The sequence below is a fragment of the Sphingobacterium sp. InxBP1 genome (assembly GCF_026191775.1).
GTDB lineage: Bacteria > Bacteroidota > Bacteroidia > Sphingobacteriales > Sphingobacteriaceae > Sphingobacterium > Sphingobacterium thalpophilum.
The window spans coordinates 298,082-318,057 of record NZ_JAINDX010000042.1; the positions used below are offsets into that span (position 1 = coordinate 298,082).

At 42.2% G+C, this 19,976-nt stretch carries 11 protein-coding genes; 8 read left to right on the top strand and 3 right to left on the bottom strand.

Going from position 1 to position 19,976, the window contains the following annotated elements; all coding sequences use genetic code 11:
• Nucleotides 1-284: 284 nt before the first annotated feature.
• A complete protein-coding gene (locus K7A41_RS08970; protein ID WP_265713450.1) occupies nucleotides 285-1,493 on the bottom strand; it encodes a M20 metallopeptidase family protein in 1,209 nt (402 codons plus the stop codon).
• Nucleotides 1,494-1,725: 232 nt separating this feature from the next.
• Between K7A41_RS08970 and K7A41_RS08975 the strand changes: the two genes are divergently transcribed.
• The 6 genes from K7A41_RS08975 (at nucleotide 1,726) to bglX (ending at nucleotide 15,050) form a co-directional block, all read left to right on the top strand.
• Nucleotides 1,726-2,925, top strand: coding sequence for an MFS transporter (locus K7A41_RS08975; RefSeq protein WP_265713451.1), 1,200 nt, complete (start codon nucleotides 1,726-1,728; stop codon nucleotides 2,923-2,925).
• 515 nt (nucleotides 2,926-3,440) lie between these two features.
• A complete protein-coding gene (locus tag K7A41_RS08980) occupies nucleotides 3,441-6,326 on the top strand; it encodes a triple tyrosine motif-containing protein (RefSeq protein ID WP_265713452.1) in 2,886 nt (961 codons plus the stop codon).
• A 265-nt stretch (nucleotides 6,327-6,591) separates the two neighbouring features.
• Nucleotides 6,592-9,699 carry a SusC/RagA family TonB-linked outer membrane protein gene (locus K7A41_RS08985; RefSeq protein ID WP_265713453.1) on the top strand — a complete coding sequence of 1,036 codons (3,108 nt, stop codon included), beginning with the start codon at nucleotides 6,592-6,594 and terminating at the stop codon, nucleotides 9,697-9,699.
• 19 nt (nucleotides 9,700-9,718) lie between these two features.
• Nucleotides 9,719-11,149, top strand: a complete 1,431-nt coding sequence (locus K7A41_RS08990; RefSeq protein WP_265713454.1) for a RagB/SusD family nutrient uptake outer membrane protein — start codon at nucleotides 9,719-9,721, stop codon at nucleotides 11,147-11,149.
• A gap of 77 nt (nucleotides 11,150-11,226) precedes the next feature.
• Nucleotides 11,227-12,615, top strand: coding sequence for a glucoamylase family protein (locus K7A41_RS08995; protein WP_265713455.1), 1,389 nt, complete (start codon nucleotides 11,227-11,229; stop codon nucleotides 12,613-12,615).
• 158 nt (nucleotides 12,616-12,773) lie between these two features.
• Nucleotides 12,774-15,050, top strand: a complete 2,277-nt coding sequence (gene bglX / locus K7A41_RS09000; protein WP_265713456.1) for a beta-glucosidase BglX — start codon at nucleotides 12,774-12,776, stop codon at nucleotides 15,048-15,050.
• Between the two features lie 59 nt (nucleotides 15,051-15,109).
• Here the strand turns inward: bglX and K7A41_RS09005 are convergent, their stop codons facing one another.
• Nucleotides 15,110-16,471: a sulfatase-like hydrolase/transferase gene (locus K7A41_RS09005; protein ID WP_265713457.1), complete on the bottom strand. Its 1,362-nt coding sequence runs from the start codon at nucleotides 16,469-16,471 to the stop codon at nucleotides 15,110-15,112.
• Nucleotides 16,472-16,910: 439 nt separating this feature from the next.
• Here K7A41_RS09005 and K7A41_RS09010 point away from each other — a divergent pair, with 439 nt between their 5' ends.
• Nucleotides 16,911-18,248 carry a cytochrome ubiquinol oxidase subunit I gene (locus K7A41_RS09010; RefSeq protein ID WP_265713458.1) on the top strand — a complete coding sequence of 446 codons (1,338 nt, stop codon included), beginning with the start codon at nucleotides 16,911-16,913 and terminating at the stop codon, nucleotides 18,246-18,248.
• Nucleotides 18,249-18,253: 5 nt separating this feature from the next.
• The gene (cydB, locus tag K7A41_RS09015) at nucleotides 18,254-19,330 is read left to right on the top strand and encodes a cytochrome d ubiquinol oxidase subunit II (RefSeq protein WP_265713460.1); all 1,077 of its coding nucleotides are present in this window, start codon (nucleotides 18,254-18,256) and stop codon (nucleotides 19,328-19,330) included.
• Nucleotides 19,331-19,343: 13 nt separating this feature from the next.
• Here cydB and K7A41_RS09020 read toward each other — a convergent pair whose 3' ends face one another.
• Nucleotides 19,344-19,967, bottom strand: coding sequence for a response regulator transcription factor (locus tag K7A41_RS09020; protein WP_265713461.1), 624 nt, complete (start codon nucleotides 19,965-19,967; stop codon nucleotides 19,344-19,346).
• Between the last annotated feature and the right edge of the window lie 9 nt (nucleotides 19,968-19,976).

The window sequence follows — 19,976 nt, forward strand, 5'->3', positions numbered from 1 at the left end:
TCCATAGCTAGTTCTTTCCGTATGGCTTTAAACTGGCCATTGATAATTTCCGTTATTCCTTTTAGGCTAAAACCAAAAGTGTCTCTCGTAACATGCTGATACGTACGCGAACCAAGTTCGAGAACAACAATTGTCGATGCCGCCCCTTATCCATCAATCTTTAGTCAACACTAGCAAAAGAAAAGCGTGTCAAAAACTGAGTAACAGAGGATTGGCTCTCCTCTATCTGCCGTGTAGAGCATGGGTATACACTGTATCGGCCCATAGTCAATTTACCACTGCGCCTAACTAATAGGCTCGCTCAACAAATTAATTACGCTATTCACTAAGGCGGCAATACCCATTTCAAAAGCTTTTTCATCGAGATTGAACTGCGGATTATGAAGTCCATACTGAGTAGTGTTATCGTCATTAGCTGTGCCCACCAACATAAACAAGGCTGGATACCGATACCCGTAATAGGCAAAATCCTCTGCTGCCATCCAGATATCCAGATCATGTACAGCTGCACTTCCCATGCTTTCCTGTATCCTATTTTTGACCTGCTGGGTCAGCTCGGGGTCATTATATAAAGCCGGATAACCATGGCGTACCTCTACATCTACGGTGGCACCTAATGCGGTAGGCAATGTCCGGGCAATCTCTGCAATGGTTTCTAGAGCCTCTTTACGCCAGGTCTCATCCATGGTCCGAAACGTACCCGCCAGGCTGACTTGTTCGGGAATAACATTTGCAGCGCCGTCACCGATAAAACGGCCAAATGTCAATACCGAAGGTGTATCCGGATTGGCTTTCCGGCTGACAACCTGCTGTAAGGTTGTCAGCAGCTGAGCAGCGATCATAACAGGGTCCACGGCAAGGTGCGGTTCGGCCGCATGGCCACCACTTCCCTTGATCGTTATATAGAACTCGTCGCTAGACGCCATAAAGCGTCCAGCACGCAGACCTATTTTTCCTAAAGGAACACGCGGACTGACATGAATTCCTAAAACAGCCTTGATCTTTCTACCAAAAGATTCCAATATACCAGATTCTAGAATCTGGATCGCGCCCCCCGGAATTTTTTCCTCAGCCGGCTGAAATAACAGCACAATTTTTCCTGAAAATTCCGTGATATATTTCTTTAGGACAAACGCAACACCCAATAAGTTTGCCGTATGGAAATCATGCCCGCACGCGTGCATTACCCCTTCATGGACGGATTTATAATCAACTTCATTCTGTTCGTGAATAGCTAATGCATCCATATCGGCCCGCAACACCACGATCTCCTCAGTCAGCGTTTGCTCGCCTTCAATCAGAGCGACAATACCAGTACCTGCAACTACTTTAAAAGGTATGCCAAGTTCCGCCAGTTGTTTTTGAACATAGGCACTTGTTTTATATTCCTGAAAAGATAGTTCCGGGTAACGATGGAGGTGACGGCGAATTTCCACAATCTTTGGGAAAAGCTGTTTGATTTCAGCACTTAAATTAGTCAGTAAACGGTTCATCAGGTCATTATTAGTGTTAAAACAAGTTATACCACGATACTTTCGCACGAATCGTTCATCAAGTTAAGTTAAAAATGACGAACATAAAAATACTTCTCGTTTGAACAATCTAAATAGGTGAAGTAACCTATTCAATTACCCTACCATCTTGTTTGATTTTAACAATAATTTGTTTGAATTGTATATTCTTTGTTTCCCATATTGAGATTATTTTTGTCGACAAATTATCAACATGGAAAACGACATGAACCAGGAAAAATCTTTCATCCCGACCATATTGGCTTTTGCATTAGTTCCCATCACCGGACTAGCGACAGACATCTATTTACCATCTATGCCACAGATGGCTCAGGAACTCGGACTCAATGAAAGTAAGATCCAGCTGACACTATCTTTATTTTTGATCAGTTATGGAGTAGCTCAATTCTTCACTGGTGCTTTGGTCGATGCTTGGGGTCGATACCGGATCAACCTGATATCGCTTTTCCTTTTTATCTTGAGTTTCTGGATCACAGCCACGACAAACGATATCTGGGTAATTTATCTGATGCGGATTCTGCAGGGAATCTTGTCCGCATTTGTTGTCATTGCCAAGCGTGCCTATTTCGTCGATGTATATGAAGGCGATCAACGAAAACATTATCTCAGTATCATGACGATCGTATGGTCCATTGGTCCGATCGTCGCTCCATTTATCGGCGGCTATCTGCAGACGCAATTTGGCTGGCGTTCCAATTTCTTAGTATTGGCGGTGTACAGTGCCGTACTTTTTGTGCTGGAACTGATTTTTTCAGGTGAGACTATCAAACAGAAAAAGCCACTCCATCTCAGTTATCTTATCAGCGAATTTAAATTGATGCTGCAAAGCAATGATTTCACACTTGGCGTTTTGATGTGTGGCATTTCCTATGGTCTTGTGATGTTCTATAATCTAAGCGGCCCTTTCTTCATTGAGCACCAACTGGGCTACAGCGCCATTACGACCGGATACACATCCCTGATAATGGGCTTAGCTTGGATGTGTGGCGGTTTCATTGGGAAAGCATTGATCAAAAGAGCCCTAATTCCAAAGCTACGCATTGCCAATATGATACAAATCAGCCTCGTACTGCTTATGGTACTCGTATCACCCTATATGGAAAATCTCTTTTCCCTCACATTTTTTGCGTTTTTGGTGCATTGTACAGCTGGTTTTATCTTCAATAATTATTTTAGTTATTGCCTGGGACGGTTCCCTTTATCAGCAGGTATCGCCGGTGGACTGGTCGGGGGCATAACCTATCTCGTAACCTCCTCGCTCAGTTATACAACAGTCAGTTTAATTGGCCCCACTTCCCAACTTCAGATTGGACTAGGGTATGCCTTGTTCGCCGTATTGGGATTGATTACACTGTCTCTCATCAACAAACTGGCGAAAACAGACAGGCTGTAACTTTTCATGTCTGCAAAAAGAACTGTAGAATTTTAGCTACAGCATGAAATATGTTTAACGATTGATTATCTTACATTCTTGAAAATAGCTATATTTGCATCATCATAATTTAGGTTTATAATTGGTTATTTAAGGTTTTCATTCTCCCCGTTTGAAAACCTTTTTTTATGATCTCTCCCTCGGCCTTCCGTCTTTATTTATGGGCTTCTTCTGAAAAGTTTTGATTTCATAATTTCACTTGTTTTTAGAGTTTTCTGGTTTATAATTTTCGCATTCTGCTTGAAGCAAAATATTAGGATCCTATCCGATCTTAGCAAATCAGTCAAGTCATAGTCGTGTTATCCTCTGTCGTGCGAGTCCAAGGCCGGTAAGAAAGGAGCGGCGAAAACGGTCTCAACAAATAGTGAAAAAATAGCCCCTGGAAGGGTATAGACAAGGGTTATTACGTTTTAAATTATTGGGTTTGGGATAAAATCGATATATTGCTTTCCAGATCAAGTAAAAGGGGAGATTCGATGATATCAAAAAAATATAGCCCATCCTATATCTTTTGGTTATGTGCTTTTATCATATTTAGCCCTAACGCGGGCAGAGGTCAGTCCATCATACCTACCGGGACGCCTTTTGTAAAACAATATAAGAAAAGTGAATATAAAGCGGGCAACCAGAATTGGGCATTGGCTGTGGACCAGGAAGGAAGGATTTATAGTGCCAACACCGAAGGATTACTACGTTTTGACGGTCAATACTGGCGCCTGCATCCACTGCCCAATCATTCCACCGTACGCAGTGTTGCGGTCGGTAAAGAGGGGAATATCTACACCGGCGGGCGCGGAGAATTTGGTTATTGGACGACCAAAGGGTTTGGCGATATGACTTATAATAGCCTGTCTAAATTGGTCAAAGACAAAATTTATTTTCCGAAAGAAGAAATCTGGAAAATTATCGTGGACGACAAGCGCGTATTTTTCCACACCTTTTCCAAATGTTATATTTGGGAAAACAACAGTATTCGGTCCCTCACAGCTGAGGGGGAACCCTTTTTATTTCCACATAAGGTCGGTAAGCAGCTATTTTTTGAACAGCTGCCTAGCGGGCTACATGAATTTAAAGAAGGCAAATTAATTCCTGTAAAGGGAAAAGGAATACTAAAGGACAAAAATGTATTGGCCATATTGCCTTTTGACAAAACTTACTCTCTGGTCGCTACTTCCCTGAGTGGGCTTTACCTGATGGATATGCTGGGCAATATTGCACCATGGTCAGTTCCCGCAAACGCCCTCCTCAGCCAATCTCAGATCAATAACGGGATTTATTTATATGACGGGCAGTATGCATTCGGTACGATTCAGAATGGTGTGATTATCATCAATAAAAAAGGAGAAGTCGTCCAGCATATTAATAAAAATAACGGACTCCAAAATAATACGGTGTTAAGCATCACCAAAGATAAGCAGCAGAACATCTGGGTCGGTCTGGATAATGGCATTGACCGTATTGAAGTCAATTCGTCCCTATCCTTCTACACCGATTTTGCTGGTAAAATCGGGACCGTATACACATCGGTAATCTACAGAGGCAGCATTTATCTGGGAACAAATAAAGGTTTGTTTGTCAGTAAATGGAATGGATTAAATAATTACAATTCACTGAATTTTACACAGGTTCCAAATTCTAAAGGCCAGGTATGGACATTAGCAATATTTGGCGAAGAGCTCATCTGCGGTCACAATGACGGTACGTTTAAGTTATCCAATGGAAGACTGGAAAAAATATCACAGATTACCGGTGGGTGGGTTTTCAAACCCATATTCGGCACAAAGAATATTCTTCAGGGCAATTATACGGGTTTATCTAAATTTACTTTTGACGGAATACAGCTTAAATTTGTAAAACAATTCGCTTCACTCAAAGAACCCATCCGGTTTCTGAACCAAAAAGATAACTATTCTTTTTGGATCGGTGATTGGGGACAAGTTCAACTGCTCAATTTTGATGCGGGATACGAGCTGGCTCAAATTCAATTTTCATCGACCCAGGATAGCCTCACTAAAAGAAGGCAGTTCAGGGGGATATATACCTTGGAGAATAATGTTGTATTTGCGACGGATAGTGGGTTTATGGAGTTCGACAACATTGTCAAACGTTTTAAGTATGCCAATGAATTAAATAAAGCTTTGGGCAGTTATAAAAACGCAAACAAGATTATTCCGATCAGTACCAACAGCTACTGGTTTATCCAAAAAACTAAAATAGCCAAAGTAGATTTCGATAGCAAAGGCAAACTTAAAATAGATTCCAATCTGCTCAGTCCGCTACAGGACCGTATGATGAGCAATTATGAAAATATCCTTCCGATCGAAAATCAGTACTATCTCATCGGCCTTGACGATGGTTTTGCCATATACCGTCATACTGGCCAAAACGCCAGCCGGATATTACCTGCTCCGCAAGTAGCACAGTTGACGAATCTAGCCACAGGAACCTTGATTATTCCCAACGCCGAATTTAAACTATCCCCCTCTGAAAATAACCTCAGGATCACTTTTTCCAGCCCGTATTATTCGTCCTCCCCTGTGCAGTACCAATACTACTTAGAAGGCTATTCAGACAAATGGTCCGAATGGAGTGAGACAGCATACCAGGATTTCACCAACCTCCCGTATGGTGACTTCCAGATCAAAATAAGAGCTAGGACCAATTCGGGATTAGTATCCGAAACACAAATGCTTTCTTTTACTATCGAACACCCCTGGTACCTGTCGTGGTGGGCAAAAGCGATCTATACCCTTTCAATGATCGGAATCATTTACCTAATTTATCAGTTCAATCTACAACGGGAACGAAAAAGGCAATTTCAGGTGAGGCGGAAATGGCTGGAGGAAAAGAAAATCGCACTTGAAAGGGAAGCAGAGCAAAAAGAAAAAGAATGGATCAAGCTTAAAAATCAACAGCTCGAAGATCAGCTCAATCTAAAGAGTAAAGAGCTCGCCAATGCTGCTCTGAATATTGTTTATAAAAACGAAATGTTAAACAATCTGCATAACCAGCTGAAACAACTAAAAGATGCCGAAGGCAATAAACTGAGTTCGGACGAATTAAAAAAGATTAATAAGCTAATCGAAGATGCACACAACGATGATCGAGACTGGCATATTTTTGAAAAGAGCTTTAATGAATCACATGAAAATTTTTTCAAGAAATTGAAACAGGAATTTCCAGATCTCGTACCCAATGATCTAAAACTATGCGCCTATTTAAGGCTCAATATGTCCAGTAAAGAAATCGCCTCGCTTCTGAACATCAGTACCAGAGGTGTTGAAATTCGACGGTATCGATTACGCAAAAAACTGGGGCTTCCAACCGACAAAAACCTATCCGAATTCCTAATGGAACGTTAATTTTTTGCTACAATCACTACATCATTACCACACAAGGGTATTAGTGTAACATTAACACTAATACCCTTATTTTTTTTACAAAAAAAACAACATAAACATTTAATAACAAACAAATTACAAGCAAAAAAATTATCAACTGAGAAACCGCATATTTTGTGTAGTAGTGATGTGCAAATGTTAAATTTTGGCAAATTTATACTACATCAACATATTTGCTGAGGGAATAACCAATGAATTTTTTAAACAAACACCAAAACTTTACGATATGAGGAATCTATCCGCATTATTTTTGACATCCATGGTCGTTTCAGTTGCCTATGGGCAAACTTCCATCCAGGGAGTAGTCAAAGATGGCGCCAGCATGATATCCATGCCCGGCGTCACTGTCAGTATCAAAGGAAAGGCGGTATCTACAAAAACCGATGCAACGGGGAAATTTCAGATCAGCGCTGCTCCGACTGATTCGTTAGTATTCAACTTTCTGGGCTATCGGACACAGACGGTCTACATCGGAAACCAGACGGAGCTTAGCGTCTTTTTAGAGAACGAAAATAAGGCGCTTGAAGAAGTTGTTGTCATCGGTTACGGTACACAAAAGAAGGCTGATCTAACAGGTTCTATTAGCTCGTTAAAATCATCCGATATTACCAAACAACCGGCGATGTCGGCCATGCAGTCCATTCAAGGCAAGGCAGCCGGCTTAAATATCGTTGCCAATGAAGCGCCAGGCTCATCACCGAATGTTATTATCAGGGGCTTAGGAACGGCTTTGGGTGGAAGGAATCCATTGTATATCGTTGACGGAATTGCACAAACAGATATCAACAATATCAACCCTTCCGACATCGAATCCATGGACGTCTTGAAAGATGCTTCTTCTGCATCTATTTATGGGCTCCGGGCAGCAAATGGTGTTATAATTGTTACCACAAAAAAAGGAAAAACGGGCACGGTCAACATCAATTATGAGAGTTATGCAGGGTTAAAAACCATTTTAAATAAAGTAAAAATGGCTAATGCATCTCAATTTGCACAGTATGCAAATGAATATTGGACTTCTACTGGAGATAAATTTCGGTTGGCGGCAAACCAGACCTACGATACGGACTGGTATGACGAATTATTAAAGACCGGATCAGTTTTTAACAATTCCGTAAATATTTCTGGTGGGACTGAAAAGATTGACTATTTTGTATCCGCAAATAATTACACTGAAAATGGTATATTAGACGGTTCCAAATACGTTCGAAATACGGTGCGGAATAATAACGTATACAAATTCCTAAATAACAGGCTTAAATTTAGCCAAAACCTTAATCTCACCTTAACCAGGTCTACACCAAAGCCATATAGCGCATTTAACACAGCATATCGACAAGCGCCAATTATGCCTATACGTTACGAAAATGGCAGATATGCAACGGGATACTATAACCAAAATACCGGGCTCGGTGGAATAACTGGTGAACCAGGGGACGTTATTGCGAAACTTAATGATGAAGGAAATCCTCTTTATGAAGTCCTCCGCCAAAACGAAAAAATAAACACCCTTCGTCTACAAGGTAGTTTTGAAGGAGAGTTTAAAATTACTGATTATTTAAAAGTCAACTCACGTATTGGCGGGAATAAATTCTATTCAAAACAACGGATTTTTACCAACATAAAAGATCGTTGGCTAAATGCAAATCCTCAGAAAACAGAGACAGACTTTACAGCAAATAAAGCCGCATCCCCTGGAGACATCCAGTTTGCTAATAATAGTTTAAATTATGTTGATTTGGAGCAATTCCGTTGGTCATGGGAGAATTTCTTGACGTTCACCAAAAACTTTGAGAAACATCACGTCGAAGCTGTTGTAGGAATGTCTCGTGAAAAATATGATATTAATAGCATGACCAGTATGACTGGCTATGACGTTCCCGAAAAGGAGCAATATTGGAATATTAATCTTGCCAATAATACTCAAGGAGCTGACTACGATCGAATTGCATTACAAACTCACTACACCCCCCGAGCACTTGCTTCTTATTTTGGAAGAGTCCAATACAATTATGATAGCAAATACTATTTAACAGCGACATTACGTCGTGATGGCTCAAGCGTATTTCGCAATACTGGAAAATACTGGGGTACCTTTCCATCTGTAGGGCTCGGCTGGACCGTCACTAATGAAAGTTTCATGCAGGACGCTAGTTGGATTAATTTATTGAAAGTTCGTGGTAATTGGGGGAAACTAGGGAATCAAGATATTCCATTAAATGTCTCCACAATCCTACAAAGCCCCGAAAGTTCCAATTACAATTATGTTTTTGGACCGGAACAGACAATGGTTTTCGGAAGTGCATACGGAACACCGGCAAAAAATCTAAGCTGGGAGGTAACAGAAGAAACTGGAGCTGGTATCGATTTTGCATTTTTGAACAACAACCTCTCAGGTTCCGTAGACTATTACCGCAAGATGAATACAAATGCGATTTTGTTAGTCACACCTACTTATACCTCTCCATATGAAGACAAATTTTATGATCACGGAGCAAAAATATTAAATGAAGGGCTGGAAATTGCTCTGAACTGGAATAAATCCATTTCTCCCGATTTCAATTATACTGTGGGATTAAATTATTCATATAACAAAAATACAGTTAAGGAAGTGAAGGCTGCTTATGATGGAGACCAAGGCGGCAGTCTAAACAACGGAGAATTAACAAAGCAATTGCGTGTTGGGCAACCTATTTATGGTTGGTGGATGTATGAGACAAACGGGGTATTTCAAGATGCTGAAGATGTCAAAAACTATCCATCGAATGGACCCGCCAAACCCGGATATTTGAAGTTTAAAGACCAAAATAGCGATGGCATTATAGACACGCGTGACCGCGTCTTTTTTGGTTCATTTTTACCGACTTCAACCTACGGAATTAATATAGGGATTAACTATAAAGCGATTGACTTTAATTTATCGGGATATGGTGTTTCGGGCAATAAGGTGTACAATGGATTAAGGAGTGCACGTATGAATGCCGGACAAAATGTTGATTTAGAAACTTTTGAAAACCGTTGGACGCCTGAAAATCATACAAATGCTCATCCTGGGGCAGATAGATCTTATCTTCCATCAAACTATTACTTAGAATCTGGAAGTTATTTTCGTATAAACAATCTGACTCTGGGCTACACCTTCAACAATTTATACAGTTCAAAATCTAAATTACGTCTTTATGTGACCGCTCAAAACCCATTTATGTTTACGAAATATAGCGGCTTTTCTCCTGAATTAGCTGGTGATGGAAGTCCTAATCTAACATCTGGAATTGAGCTCTCTGCTTATCCTACGACACGTAATTTCCTTTTCGGACTTAATATGCAATTTTAATCTCTAAACGTTGACCAAAATGAAATTCAATAAACTACATATAGCCATCTTTGTAAGTATGGGATTGGCGTTTCAGTCTTGTAAAGACAATAGCTTTCTGGATGTTCCATCTAAGGAACGCGTAGAAGCAGAAGATAGTGAAACCGTAAATACTCCAGAACAATTTGTTAATGGTGTATATGGGATGTTTACCGATTGGGATTATGCCTTCTCTTTTTTAGGAATAACAGAAATGATATCCGATAATGCGGATAAGGGGAGCTCTGCCACAGATGCCGGAGGAGATAAACTATTGTTAGATAATCTTACATATACTTCAACTGCCGGATCATTCCAGTCAATGTGGACTCGGTGGTATAAATCTATTGGCAGAGCTAGTCAAGCTATTGATTATACCGAAAAATTTGGATTAACAGACGAGGCATATAAAAACAGACTAATCGGTGAAGCACGTTTCCTTCGTGCACTAAATTATTTTTACCTAGTACGTGGATGGGGAGACGTTCCCATTCAAGAGCGTGACCTAATTCAGAGAGAATCTGCGTCTGAAGTCTATGCTTATATAGAAGCTGATCTGCAGTTTGCTATTGACAACTTGCCTGAAAAATCTGCTTATGCTGCAAAAGATTTAGGACGAGCAACTAAAGGTGCCGCTCAAGGACTATTATCAAAGGTGTATCTTTATCAAGGCAAGTGGCAACAAGCTGCGGACATGGCAAAAGCAGTTATTAACTCTGGACAGTACAGTTTAGAACCAGATTACGCTAAAATTTGGCGGCTAGAGGGCGAGAATGGACCGGAGTCACTGTTTGAATGGCAAGCACGGGGGACATCAATTGCCCATGGTATTCAACAATATAGCCAAGTACAAGCGCCGCGTGGTGGCGCCGTAAACTTGGGATGGGGATTTAATATTCCCAGCCAAAATTTATTGGATGCATTCAATGCAGAAAAAGATAATATCCGCCGTGATGCGACGATCATATTCCGAGGCGAGACGCTTTACGATGGCCGCTTAATTGATAATGGGGTTGAAAATCCAATGTATAACGAAAAAGCGTATTCGTCCGCAAATGGTGGTGCCGCCGACGGGGATAAAAATGTGCGCTATCTACGTTTAGGTGAAATTTACCTCATCCTTGCAGAAGCTGCAAACGAGGTGGGTAACAGCAATGAAGCTTTGGAAGCATTGAATACAATTCGCACACGCGTAAAACTGCCCAAAATCACAACGACAGATCAAACCCAACTCCGCCAGTTAATCTGGAAAGAACGCAGGCTTGAACTAGCATTTGAACATGACCGTTGGTTTGACCTTGTGCGGACAAAACAGGCTAAAACTGCTATGACTGCCAATGGGAGGACATTTCAGGACAAAATGTACTTATTCCCTATCCCAGAAAATCAACGTATTCAAACGCCAGAGATGCCGCAAAATCCAGGCTGGTAAGATGCACAAACACGTATTTGTTCAAACGGCGAAGATGCCGTTTGAACATTTTTTTAAGATTTTAAACAAGAATATCCATGAGAAAACGAACAACATATTCTGCGCTAACCGGTATTGCCTTGGCCCTTCTTTTCAGTGGTTCATGCCAAAACTCATCTAATAAGGACCAGGACAATATCTCTAAAACTGATTCGGCCGGCTGGGAACACAACCTCAATGAAGACTCCTTACTGACAAATATTCAGCAGCAGACCTTCCAATATTTTTGGGAGGGCGCCGAACCCACGTCGGGACTTGCCCGTGAACGCATCCACATGGACGGTGTGTATCCGGAGAATGACCGCAATGTCATCACAATCGGTGGTAGCGGATTCGGGCTTATGGGGATGATTGTCGCTATGGAGCGCAAGTTTATTACTCAAGAGCAAGGCGTGAAAAAGCTCAACCATATCATGGATTATTTGAGCAAAATAGAAAGATTCCACGGCGCATGGGCACACTGGTACGATGGGGAGCTAGGAACAGCTAAGCCTTTCAGTGAAAAGGATAATGGTGGTGATATTGTGGAAACAGCATTTCTAGCTCAAGGATTAATAGCGGTCCGTGAATATTTAAAAGACAAAGATAATGAGGCTAAGTCGGTGGCACAAAAAGCAGATAAACTTTGGAAGGAAATTGAATGGAACCATTATACAAATGGAAAAAACGTGCTCTATTGGCATTGGAGCCCAAAATTTGACTTTCAGCAAAATCATCCTATTCAAGGATATGACGAATGTCTGATCACTTATATCTTGGCAGCGTCCTCCCCCTCCCACCCCGTTTCCCCCAGTGTATATCATGAAGGCTGGGCTAGATCGGGAGCGATTAAAAGCGCTGCAAAAAAATACGATATCCCGCTGGTCTTAAAACATAATGCCAAGGATGGCGAAGTTGGACCGCTGTTCTGGGAACACTATTCTTATCTTGGATTGAGCCCCAAAGGCTTAAAGGACCAATATGCAGATTATTGGGAGGCTACGAGCAATCATGTGAAAATTAATTTGGCGTATGCAGCCAAAAACCCAAAAAATTACAAAGGCTATGGCGTCGACAAAGGTTGGGGCTGGACTGCCAGTTATTCCATTAAAGGCTACGATGCACATCATCCCGATAATGACCCGGGGGTCATTTCACCCACAGCGGCGTTATCATCCATGCCCTATACACCACATGAAAGCATGCAGTTTGCGCAGTATCTCAATGCGCAGCTCGGCAGTAAAGTGTGGGGTAAATATGGCTATTATGATGCTTATAGTGAAACTGCAAACTGGTTCCCGCAACGCTATCTCGCCATCGATCAAGGCCCCATTATTGTTATGATCGAAAATTATAGAACAGGAAAAATCTGGGATCTTTTTATGCAAGCTCCCGAAATTCAACAAGGGCTAAAAAAACTTGGCTTTACAAGTCCTTATCTAAAGTAGTGGCTATATGGGATCATTTTCAATCCGTCACACGTTGAAAATGGTTCCAGCCACAAAAGATAATAGCCGGCAATAGATCCAGCTATCACGCTCATTTCTCATAAGTACAACATGGACGTAACATTACGTTGCGAACAAGCATAAATAAAAGTTAATTCATGAAAAAAGTTGTAGGAACATTCCTTCTGGCCCTTATTTCCTGGCATACTGGGGTAGCGCAGTCTGATCAGAAAATGAATACGTTCATTGATCAGCTCATGGCCAAAATGACGGTCGAAGAAAAGATCGGCCAGCTCAATCTCGTAACCGGTGGAGAAGCGACAACCGGTACAACAGTTTCGACGGATGTAGAATCCAAGATCCGCAATGGACAGATCGGCGGTATATTTAGCATGAGCACGCCATCTAAAATCCGCAAAACACAGGAAATAGCAATCAAACAGTCTAGACTTAAAATTCCAATTATCTTCGGCATGGATGTCATTCATGGTTATCGTACTGTTTTTCCAATACCATTGGGCTTAGCAGCAACCTGGGATATGGGATTAATTCAGCAATCCGCTCGTATTGCCGCCGAAGAAGCTACTGCAGATGGCATCAATTGGGCTTTTTCTCCCATGGTTGATATTTCTCGTGACCCCAGATGGGGACGGATTTCCGAAGGCGCAGGCGAGGATACTTACCTGACTTCTAAAGTAGCTGAAGCTATCGTATATGGCTTTCAAGGAGATAATCTGGCCGCCCACAACACCATGATGGCCTGTGTCAAGCACTTCGCTCTATACGGCGCCGCCGAAGGAGGTCGCGATTACAACAGCACCGACATGAGCCTTCACCGCATGTACAATGAATATTTGCCACCATACAAAGCTGCAATCGATGCAGGTGCAGGAAGCATCATGACCTCCTTTAACGATATCAACGGCGTACCGGCCTCAGCCAACAAATGGTTGTTAACCGATCTGTTGCGCGATCAATGGGGCTTCAAGGGCCTAGTAGTGACAGATTATACTGCAGTAAATGAATTAACAGCGCATGGGCTGGGCGATCTGCAGCACGTCTCTTCACTGAGCCTAAACGCAGGTGTCGACATGGACATGGTGGGCGAAGGCTTTCTGACAACCCTAAAAAAATCATTGGATGAAGGAAAAGTAAATCTGGAAGCTATTAACCGCGCATGTCGCTATGTTCTGGAAGCTAAATACAAATTGGGACTTTTTGAAGATCCCTATCGTTATTGCAACGAACAACGCGCTGAATCAATCATTGGATCCGCAGCTAATCATGCCAAAGCGAGAGAGGTTGCAGCCAAATCATTTGTGCTGCTGAAAAATGAAAATCAGCTGCTACCATTAAAAAAATCTGGCACTGTGGCGGTAATCGGCCCATTGGCAAACTCAGGACCAAACATGCCCGGAACTTGGAGCGTGAGTGCGGAGCTCGATAAGACATCCTCATTGGTAGATGGAATGAAAGCCGTATTAGGCAATAAGGTCAACATGATCACCCACCTTGGAAGCAATCTTCTCGAAGATTCAACTTATCAAAAACACGCGACCATGTTCGGTCGTACAATACCTAGGGATCTCCGAAAAGAAGAAGAAATTATTGCCGAAGCTGTGAAAGTCGCTCAACAGGCGGACGTTGTGGTGGCCGCCCTCGGCGAATCGTCAGAAATGTCAGGTGAGAGCTCAAGCCGCTCCGAGCTGGATATCCCTAAAAATCAGCAAAACCTTCTTAAAGCATTATTGGCAACAGGGAAACCAGTCGTGCTAGTCTTGTTTACCGGCAGACCGCTTACGCTCACTTGGGAAGACGCGCATGTGCCTGCTATACTAAATGTCTGGTTTGGTGGCACTGAAACAGGCAAGGCGGTAGCAGACGTTTTATTTGGAGATGTGGTCCCTTCCGGAAAAATTACAGCAACGTTCCCTCGTAATGTCGGCCAAGTTCCAATTTACTATGCACACAAAAACACAGGTAGGCCATATGGTAATTCGGGCGACTTCGAAAAGTTTAAATCCAATTACCTGGATGTGAGCAACGACCCGCTCTACCCATTTGGCTATGGGCTCAGCTATACGACATTTTCTTATGGCGATATCCATCTGGACAACGATATACTTGAAAATAACGGTTCTATTCATGCAAGTATTGATATTACAAATACGGGTAATTATGACGCCGAGGAAACAGTTCAGCTTTATATTCAGGACCTAGTTGGATCTGTAACACGCCCCGTCAAAGAATTAAAGGGTTTCCAAAAAATATTCTTGAAAAAAGGGGAGCGAAAGACAATAAAATTTGAAATCAAAGTGGACGATTTGAAATTCTTCGACAGCGCGCTCAACTATGTCGCAGAACCGGGGGACTTCAACGTGTATATTGGCCCCAACAGTCGGGATGTCAAAGTAAAAGAATTCAAATTGCTTTAATTTTAAATCGGTATTTAGCAAAAAAAGGGCGTCTATTTTTAGGCGCCTTTTTTTGGGAATCAATTCATGTTCCCATCAAAGCGCTCAAATAACAAGCGAAGCTCCGTTGCTTTTTCCGGATAGTCTTTTAAAATATTAGATCTTTCACTAGGATCCCAAGCTATGTTATATAATTCTTCAACGGCATCGTATGGTTTTCCAGATATCGAATTAATCCCTGCTGGTATCCTACGATACTTCCAGTCGCCTGACCTGACTGCCTCAACCTGTCCATAATTCACTAAAAATATAGGTCTATGAGCACTCCTTAAATCTTCCGATCGACCATTCAGCAAAGAATCGATAGCCTGACCGTCTAGCGCTTTCTTGGGAAGAGGCGCACCAGCCCATTTTACAACGGTTGGCAAAACATCCAGATTACTGATTGCTTGACGTATGACTTTACCTTCTTGTGCATACCCCTTGCCGTAGACAATGAAAGGCACGCGAACTCCGCCCTCTGTCGTTTCGGCTTTGGATCCTCTAAATACACCGGCCGTACCGACATGCCAATTTTTGGTTGCCTGATCGTCCGCCATGCGTGCCGGGTAAGATATCCATGGACCATTGTCGCTCGAAAAAATCAAGATCGTATTGTCTGCTAGCCCCTTTCTCTCAACAGCCCGCCAAAGTTCCTCAAAATTGTGGTCCAATTCACGCATTACTGCGCCAAGAGCCCCAGCATTTTGCTGATCTCGATATGGGTTGTTTTTAGTAGCGAATGCTAAAGGAAGATGTGGAAAATTGTGCGCATAATATAAAAAAAATGGTTGCTCTCTGGTCTGTTCTTCTATAAATTTTAGGCTTTCCTGATGATATAAAGCACTCAAATCCGAGTCGTCAGGAGCAATGACTTCTGGCTTCCTATTTCTAAAAATCTTGATAACCGAATCAGTCTTTACATATGGAGCACGATAGTCATGACTGTAAAGCATGCCATAAAAAGAATCGAATCCCTGCTGGTTGGGATGATGGTAAGACTGCTTGTCACCTAGATGCCACTTACCAATTAAAGCGGTTCTATATCCGACTTTTTTTAACAATTCTGCGATCGTTTCTTCATCGTCCGGCAAACCCAGATCTGATCCCGGCCCGATTGGAGCCGGTAAATTATACCTTGAAGCGTATCTTCCTGTAAGTAAAGAAGCTCTTGAAGGCGTACAGGAAGGTGTAGAAACCATAAAGTTTGTTGCCCGCACTCCTCGACTGGCTATCGAGTCCAAAAAAGGAGTCGAGATATTCGGACTACCGTAACAACCAATGTCGCTGTATCCTAAATCATCGGTAAGGATTAAGATTATATTTGGCTTGTTGTGCTGTCCGTTGACAAATGTTATAGCTAGCAATAGGACTAATAAACTCAGAAATTTTGTATACAGCATAATAATAAATGAATTAATTAGAATCCTCGGACAAGATAACAAATTTTACCAATTTGAATGCTGCTTTAAACCGCAATTTCCGACATGTGTCAACGCTTTTTTTTATGCAACCGACATTGGGGAAGCGAGCGCTTCCCCTGTTGTCGATTTGAGAAAAGATAAGGGAAATCGGACTAAAAATATAAAACTTATTTCATATAATCTACTAAATCTATAGATATTATTTAAATAATCAAAACTAATCTTATTCACGAATCATCGTAGTACAGATCTGACATTCATTATTGTACTGTTCGGGACTAAGCAAATAGTCAGAGCTGATCCAAAATCGCTCCGGCGATGGGACGACAACCTTGTCTCCTACAAAAAATAAAGCTCGACTGTCGAATACACGAAGAAAATCGTTATATTTAGTTGTCATTTAACCAAAATCGAATCCATGGAAGACATGATTCTTTATAATCGGCTCCAGTTTGCCTTTACGATCACATTCCACTATCTGTTCCCTCAATTGACCATGGGATTATCGTTAATGATCGTATATTTTAAATGGAAATTTTTGCGCACCCAACGGCAAGAATATAACAATGCGTCCAAATTCTGGATGAAAATCTTCGCACTGAATTTTACCATGGGTGTCGTAACAGGTATACCGATGGAATTTCAATTCGGTACTAACTGGGCAAAATTCTCCGAGCTCACAGGCGGGATCATTGGTCAGACATTGGCAATGGAAGGCATGTTTTCCTTCTTCCTGGAATCTTCCTTTTTGGGGATGTTTCTTTTCGGAGAAAAGCTGCTAGGACATAAACTGCATTTCTTGTCCGGTCTCATGGTATTCTTCGGTTCTTGGGCCAGCGGGTTCCTGATCATCGCTACACATTCTTGGATGCAGCATCCTGTCGGTTATGAAATTCTTGAAAACGGCAAGTTTGTACTCAACAATTTCAGCGCTCTTTTTAACAATCCTTGGCTGTGGCCATCTTATCTCCATAATCAGGCAGCATCTTTGGTCACGAGTTCCTTTTTCGTTGCTTCTATAGGCGCATTTTACCTACTCAGTAATCAGCATAGCTCAGCTGGTAAGATTTTCGTGAAAAGCGGCGTCGTATTTGGCGCCATCTCATCCATATTGCTGGCTTTTCCGACAGGCGATCTCGCGGCTAAAAATGTCGTTAGATATCAGCCAGCCGCTTTTGCTGGAATGGAAGGCATTTTCCACACAGAGAAAGGCGGGTCCGAAATTATCCTTATCGGTCAGCCTGATATGGAAAACAAAAAGCTGGACAACAAAATAGCGGTACCCAATGTACTGAGTTTTCTGACCTATCAACGCTGGGATGCTGAAATTAAAGGCTTAGATGATTTTGAAGAATCAACGCATCCGACAAATGTTCCGGGGTTGTATTATAGCTATCATATTATGGTTGGTCTCGGAACCATATTCATTGCTATCATGGCGCTGGGGCTGCTTTTACTTTGGCGAAATAGACTATATCAGACCAAATGGCTTCTCTGGATTATCATGTTTATGATCCCGTTTCCCTATATCGCCAATACTGCCGGGTGGTACACCGCTGAGCTCGGACGGCAGCCTTGGCTGGTCTATAATCTGATGCGCATGGTGGACGGCGTATCCCCGACAGTGTCTTCAGGGAATACATTATTTACATTGCTAGGATTTGTAGGATTGTATATGCTCCTGGGGCTGCTATTTCTGATATTGGTTTTGAAAATTATTAAAAAGGGTCCCGAACCTTTAATCGCTTTAAACTAATCGCTATGGAAATATTCTGGTTTATCGTGTTGACTTTTATGCTGGGTATCTACATTGTCCTCGATGGTTATGACTTTGGGGCGGGAATAGTCCATTTATGCTTTGCCAGGACCGAGCAAGAGAAAAGAGCCGTCACAAATGCCATTGGACCTTTTTGGGATGCCAATGAAGTTTGGCTTATAGCTGCCGGTGGCGTCTTGTTTTTTGCTTTTCCAACCCTTTATGCTTCATCCTTTAGTGGGTTCTATCTGCCTTTAATGCTGGTTCTATGGCTCCTGATCTTTAGAGCTGTGAGTCTGGAACTAAGAGGCCAGGTCCATCACCGGTTATGGGAAGCGTTATGGGACAGGGCGTTTGGTCTGGCAAGCTTTCTACTGGCCTTATTTTTTGGGGCTGCTTTGGGCAATGTTGTCCGTGGTGTCAACCTAGGCATGGTTGAAAATGGGGTGTCTACCCAAGAACCACACTATTTTTTTCTTGCACTTTGGAATCCTACATTCGACCCGTTGGCTGAGCACCAGGGAATTATTGACTGGTTTACCATCATATTAGGACTAGTCGCTGTAGTGACATTAACCATACACGGTGCAGGGTGGGTGATTTTAAAGACCTCGAGCAGCTTAAACCTACGTCTAAAAAATATTATATTCAAACTCAACTTTGTATTACTTATTCTGGTTATCCTCTCAGCTTATGTCTGGCATTACGTAAAACCTATTTCTCTGCACAATTTGCAAAATCATTATTGGCTTTGGATTTTTCCTACCATAGCGACGACTGGCCTGGTCGGGCAATTTTGGATCCGGAGTTTCAAAAAAGACGGCATTGGTTTTCTGTTTTCATCCCTATTTATCCTAGGCAGTTTCGCCACTACGGTAGCTTCCATGTTCCCAACGATGCTTCCATCGACCAATACGCTCAATCCATCTTTGACCATCCACAATGCGGCTGCACATGAATACGGTTTATCCGTCGGACTCGGATGGTTTATTTTTGCTGCCGTATTGGTGGTTGCCTATTTTATCGTCCAATTCCGGGTGTTTAAAGGCAAGTTGGACGATGTTGGCTATGGAGAACATTAGCTTACTGCAGCATTTACAATCCTAGCAAATGATGTTTCATCGCAAGCTGAACCAATTCAATCATATTTTTTACTTTAAATTTTGTGAGCAGATTGCGACGATGAGTTTCTATCGTCACCGGACTCAGAAATAGCCGTTCGGCGATCTGATTACTCGTCAAGCCATCTGCTATCAACTGCAAAATTTCCTTTTCGCGGGATGTCAGCCTTGGTAATGCTCGTAAGGTTTCTTCCGCCCCTGAGTAGAGCTCCCTCGCGCGGTCGCTGAATGCTTCCTGCCCCGCCAGCCCAAACCGTATACAGCGCAGAAATTCTTCATTGGAAGCGTCCTTTAGAATATAACCGTCCCCACCATTTTTTATAAACTGGTAGATTAGGTTACGGTCCGCAACATTGCTTAATGCAAGCACCGGAATCGTAGGACGGAGCTGCTTTAAACGCACACACACGTCAAGACCGCTTTTGTCCATCAGCTGCATATCCAACAGAACCAGATCAACCGTATTAATCGCCAAAAATGTATGGAGAGTCGCCTCCTGCAAAAAGGGGTACACGGTATAACCACCCTCTTGGCTGAGAAATGCAACGACCCCTTCCAATAATAAAGGATGGTCGTCCAATATCGCTATAGCATTCATAACTTGGTC

Coding starts and splice junctions, on each gene's coding strand:
- K7A41_RS09020 (WP_265713461.1), bottom strand. CDS start 19,967: ATGAATGCTATAGCGATATTGGACGACCATCCTTTATTATTGGAAGGG.
- K7A41_RS08980 (WP_265713452.1), top strand. CDS start 3,441: ATGATATCAAAAAAATATAGCCCATCCTATATCTTTTGGTTATGTGCT.
- K7A41_RS08975 (WP_265713451.1), top strand. CDS start 1,726: ATGGAAAACGACATGAACCAGGAAAAATCTTTCATCCCGACCATATTG.
- K7A41_RS08990 (WP_265713454.1), top strand. CDS start 9,719: ATGAAATTCAATAAACTACATATAGCCATCTTTGTAAGTATGGGATTG.
- cydB (WP_265713460.1), top strand. CDS start 18,254: ATGGAAATATTCTGGTTTATCGTGTTGACTTTTATGCTGGGTATCTAC.
- K7A41_RS09005 (WP_265713457.1), bottom strand. CDS start 16,471: ATGCTGTATACAAAATTTCTGAGTTTATTAGTCCTATTGCTAGCTATA.
- K7A41_RS08970 (WP_265713450.1), bottom strand. CDS start 1,493: ATGAACCGTTTACTGACTAATTTAAGTGCTGAAATCAAACAGCTTTTC.
- K7A41_RS08985 (WP_265713453.1), top strand. CDS start 6,592: ATGAGGAATCTATCCGCATTATTTTTGACATCCATGGTCGTTTCAGTT.
- K7A41_RS09010 (WP_265713458.1), top strand. CDS start 16,911: ATGGAAGACATGATTCTTTATAATCGGCTCCAGTTTGCCTTTACGATC.
- bglX (WP_265713456.1), top strand. CDS start 12,774: ATGAAAAAAGTTGTAGGAACATTCCTTCTGGCCCTTATTTCCTGGCAT.
- K7A41_RS08995 (WP_265713455.1), top strand. CDS start 11,227: ATGAGAAAACGAACAACATATTCTGCGCTAACCGGTATTGCCTTGGCC.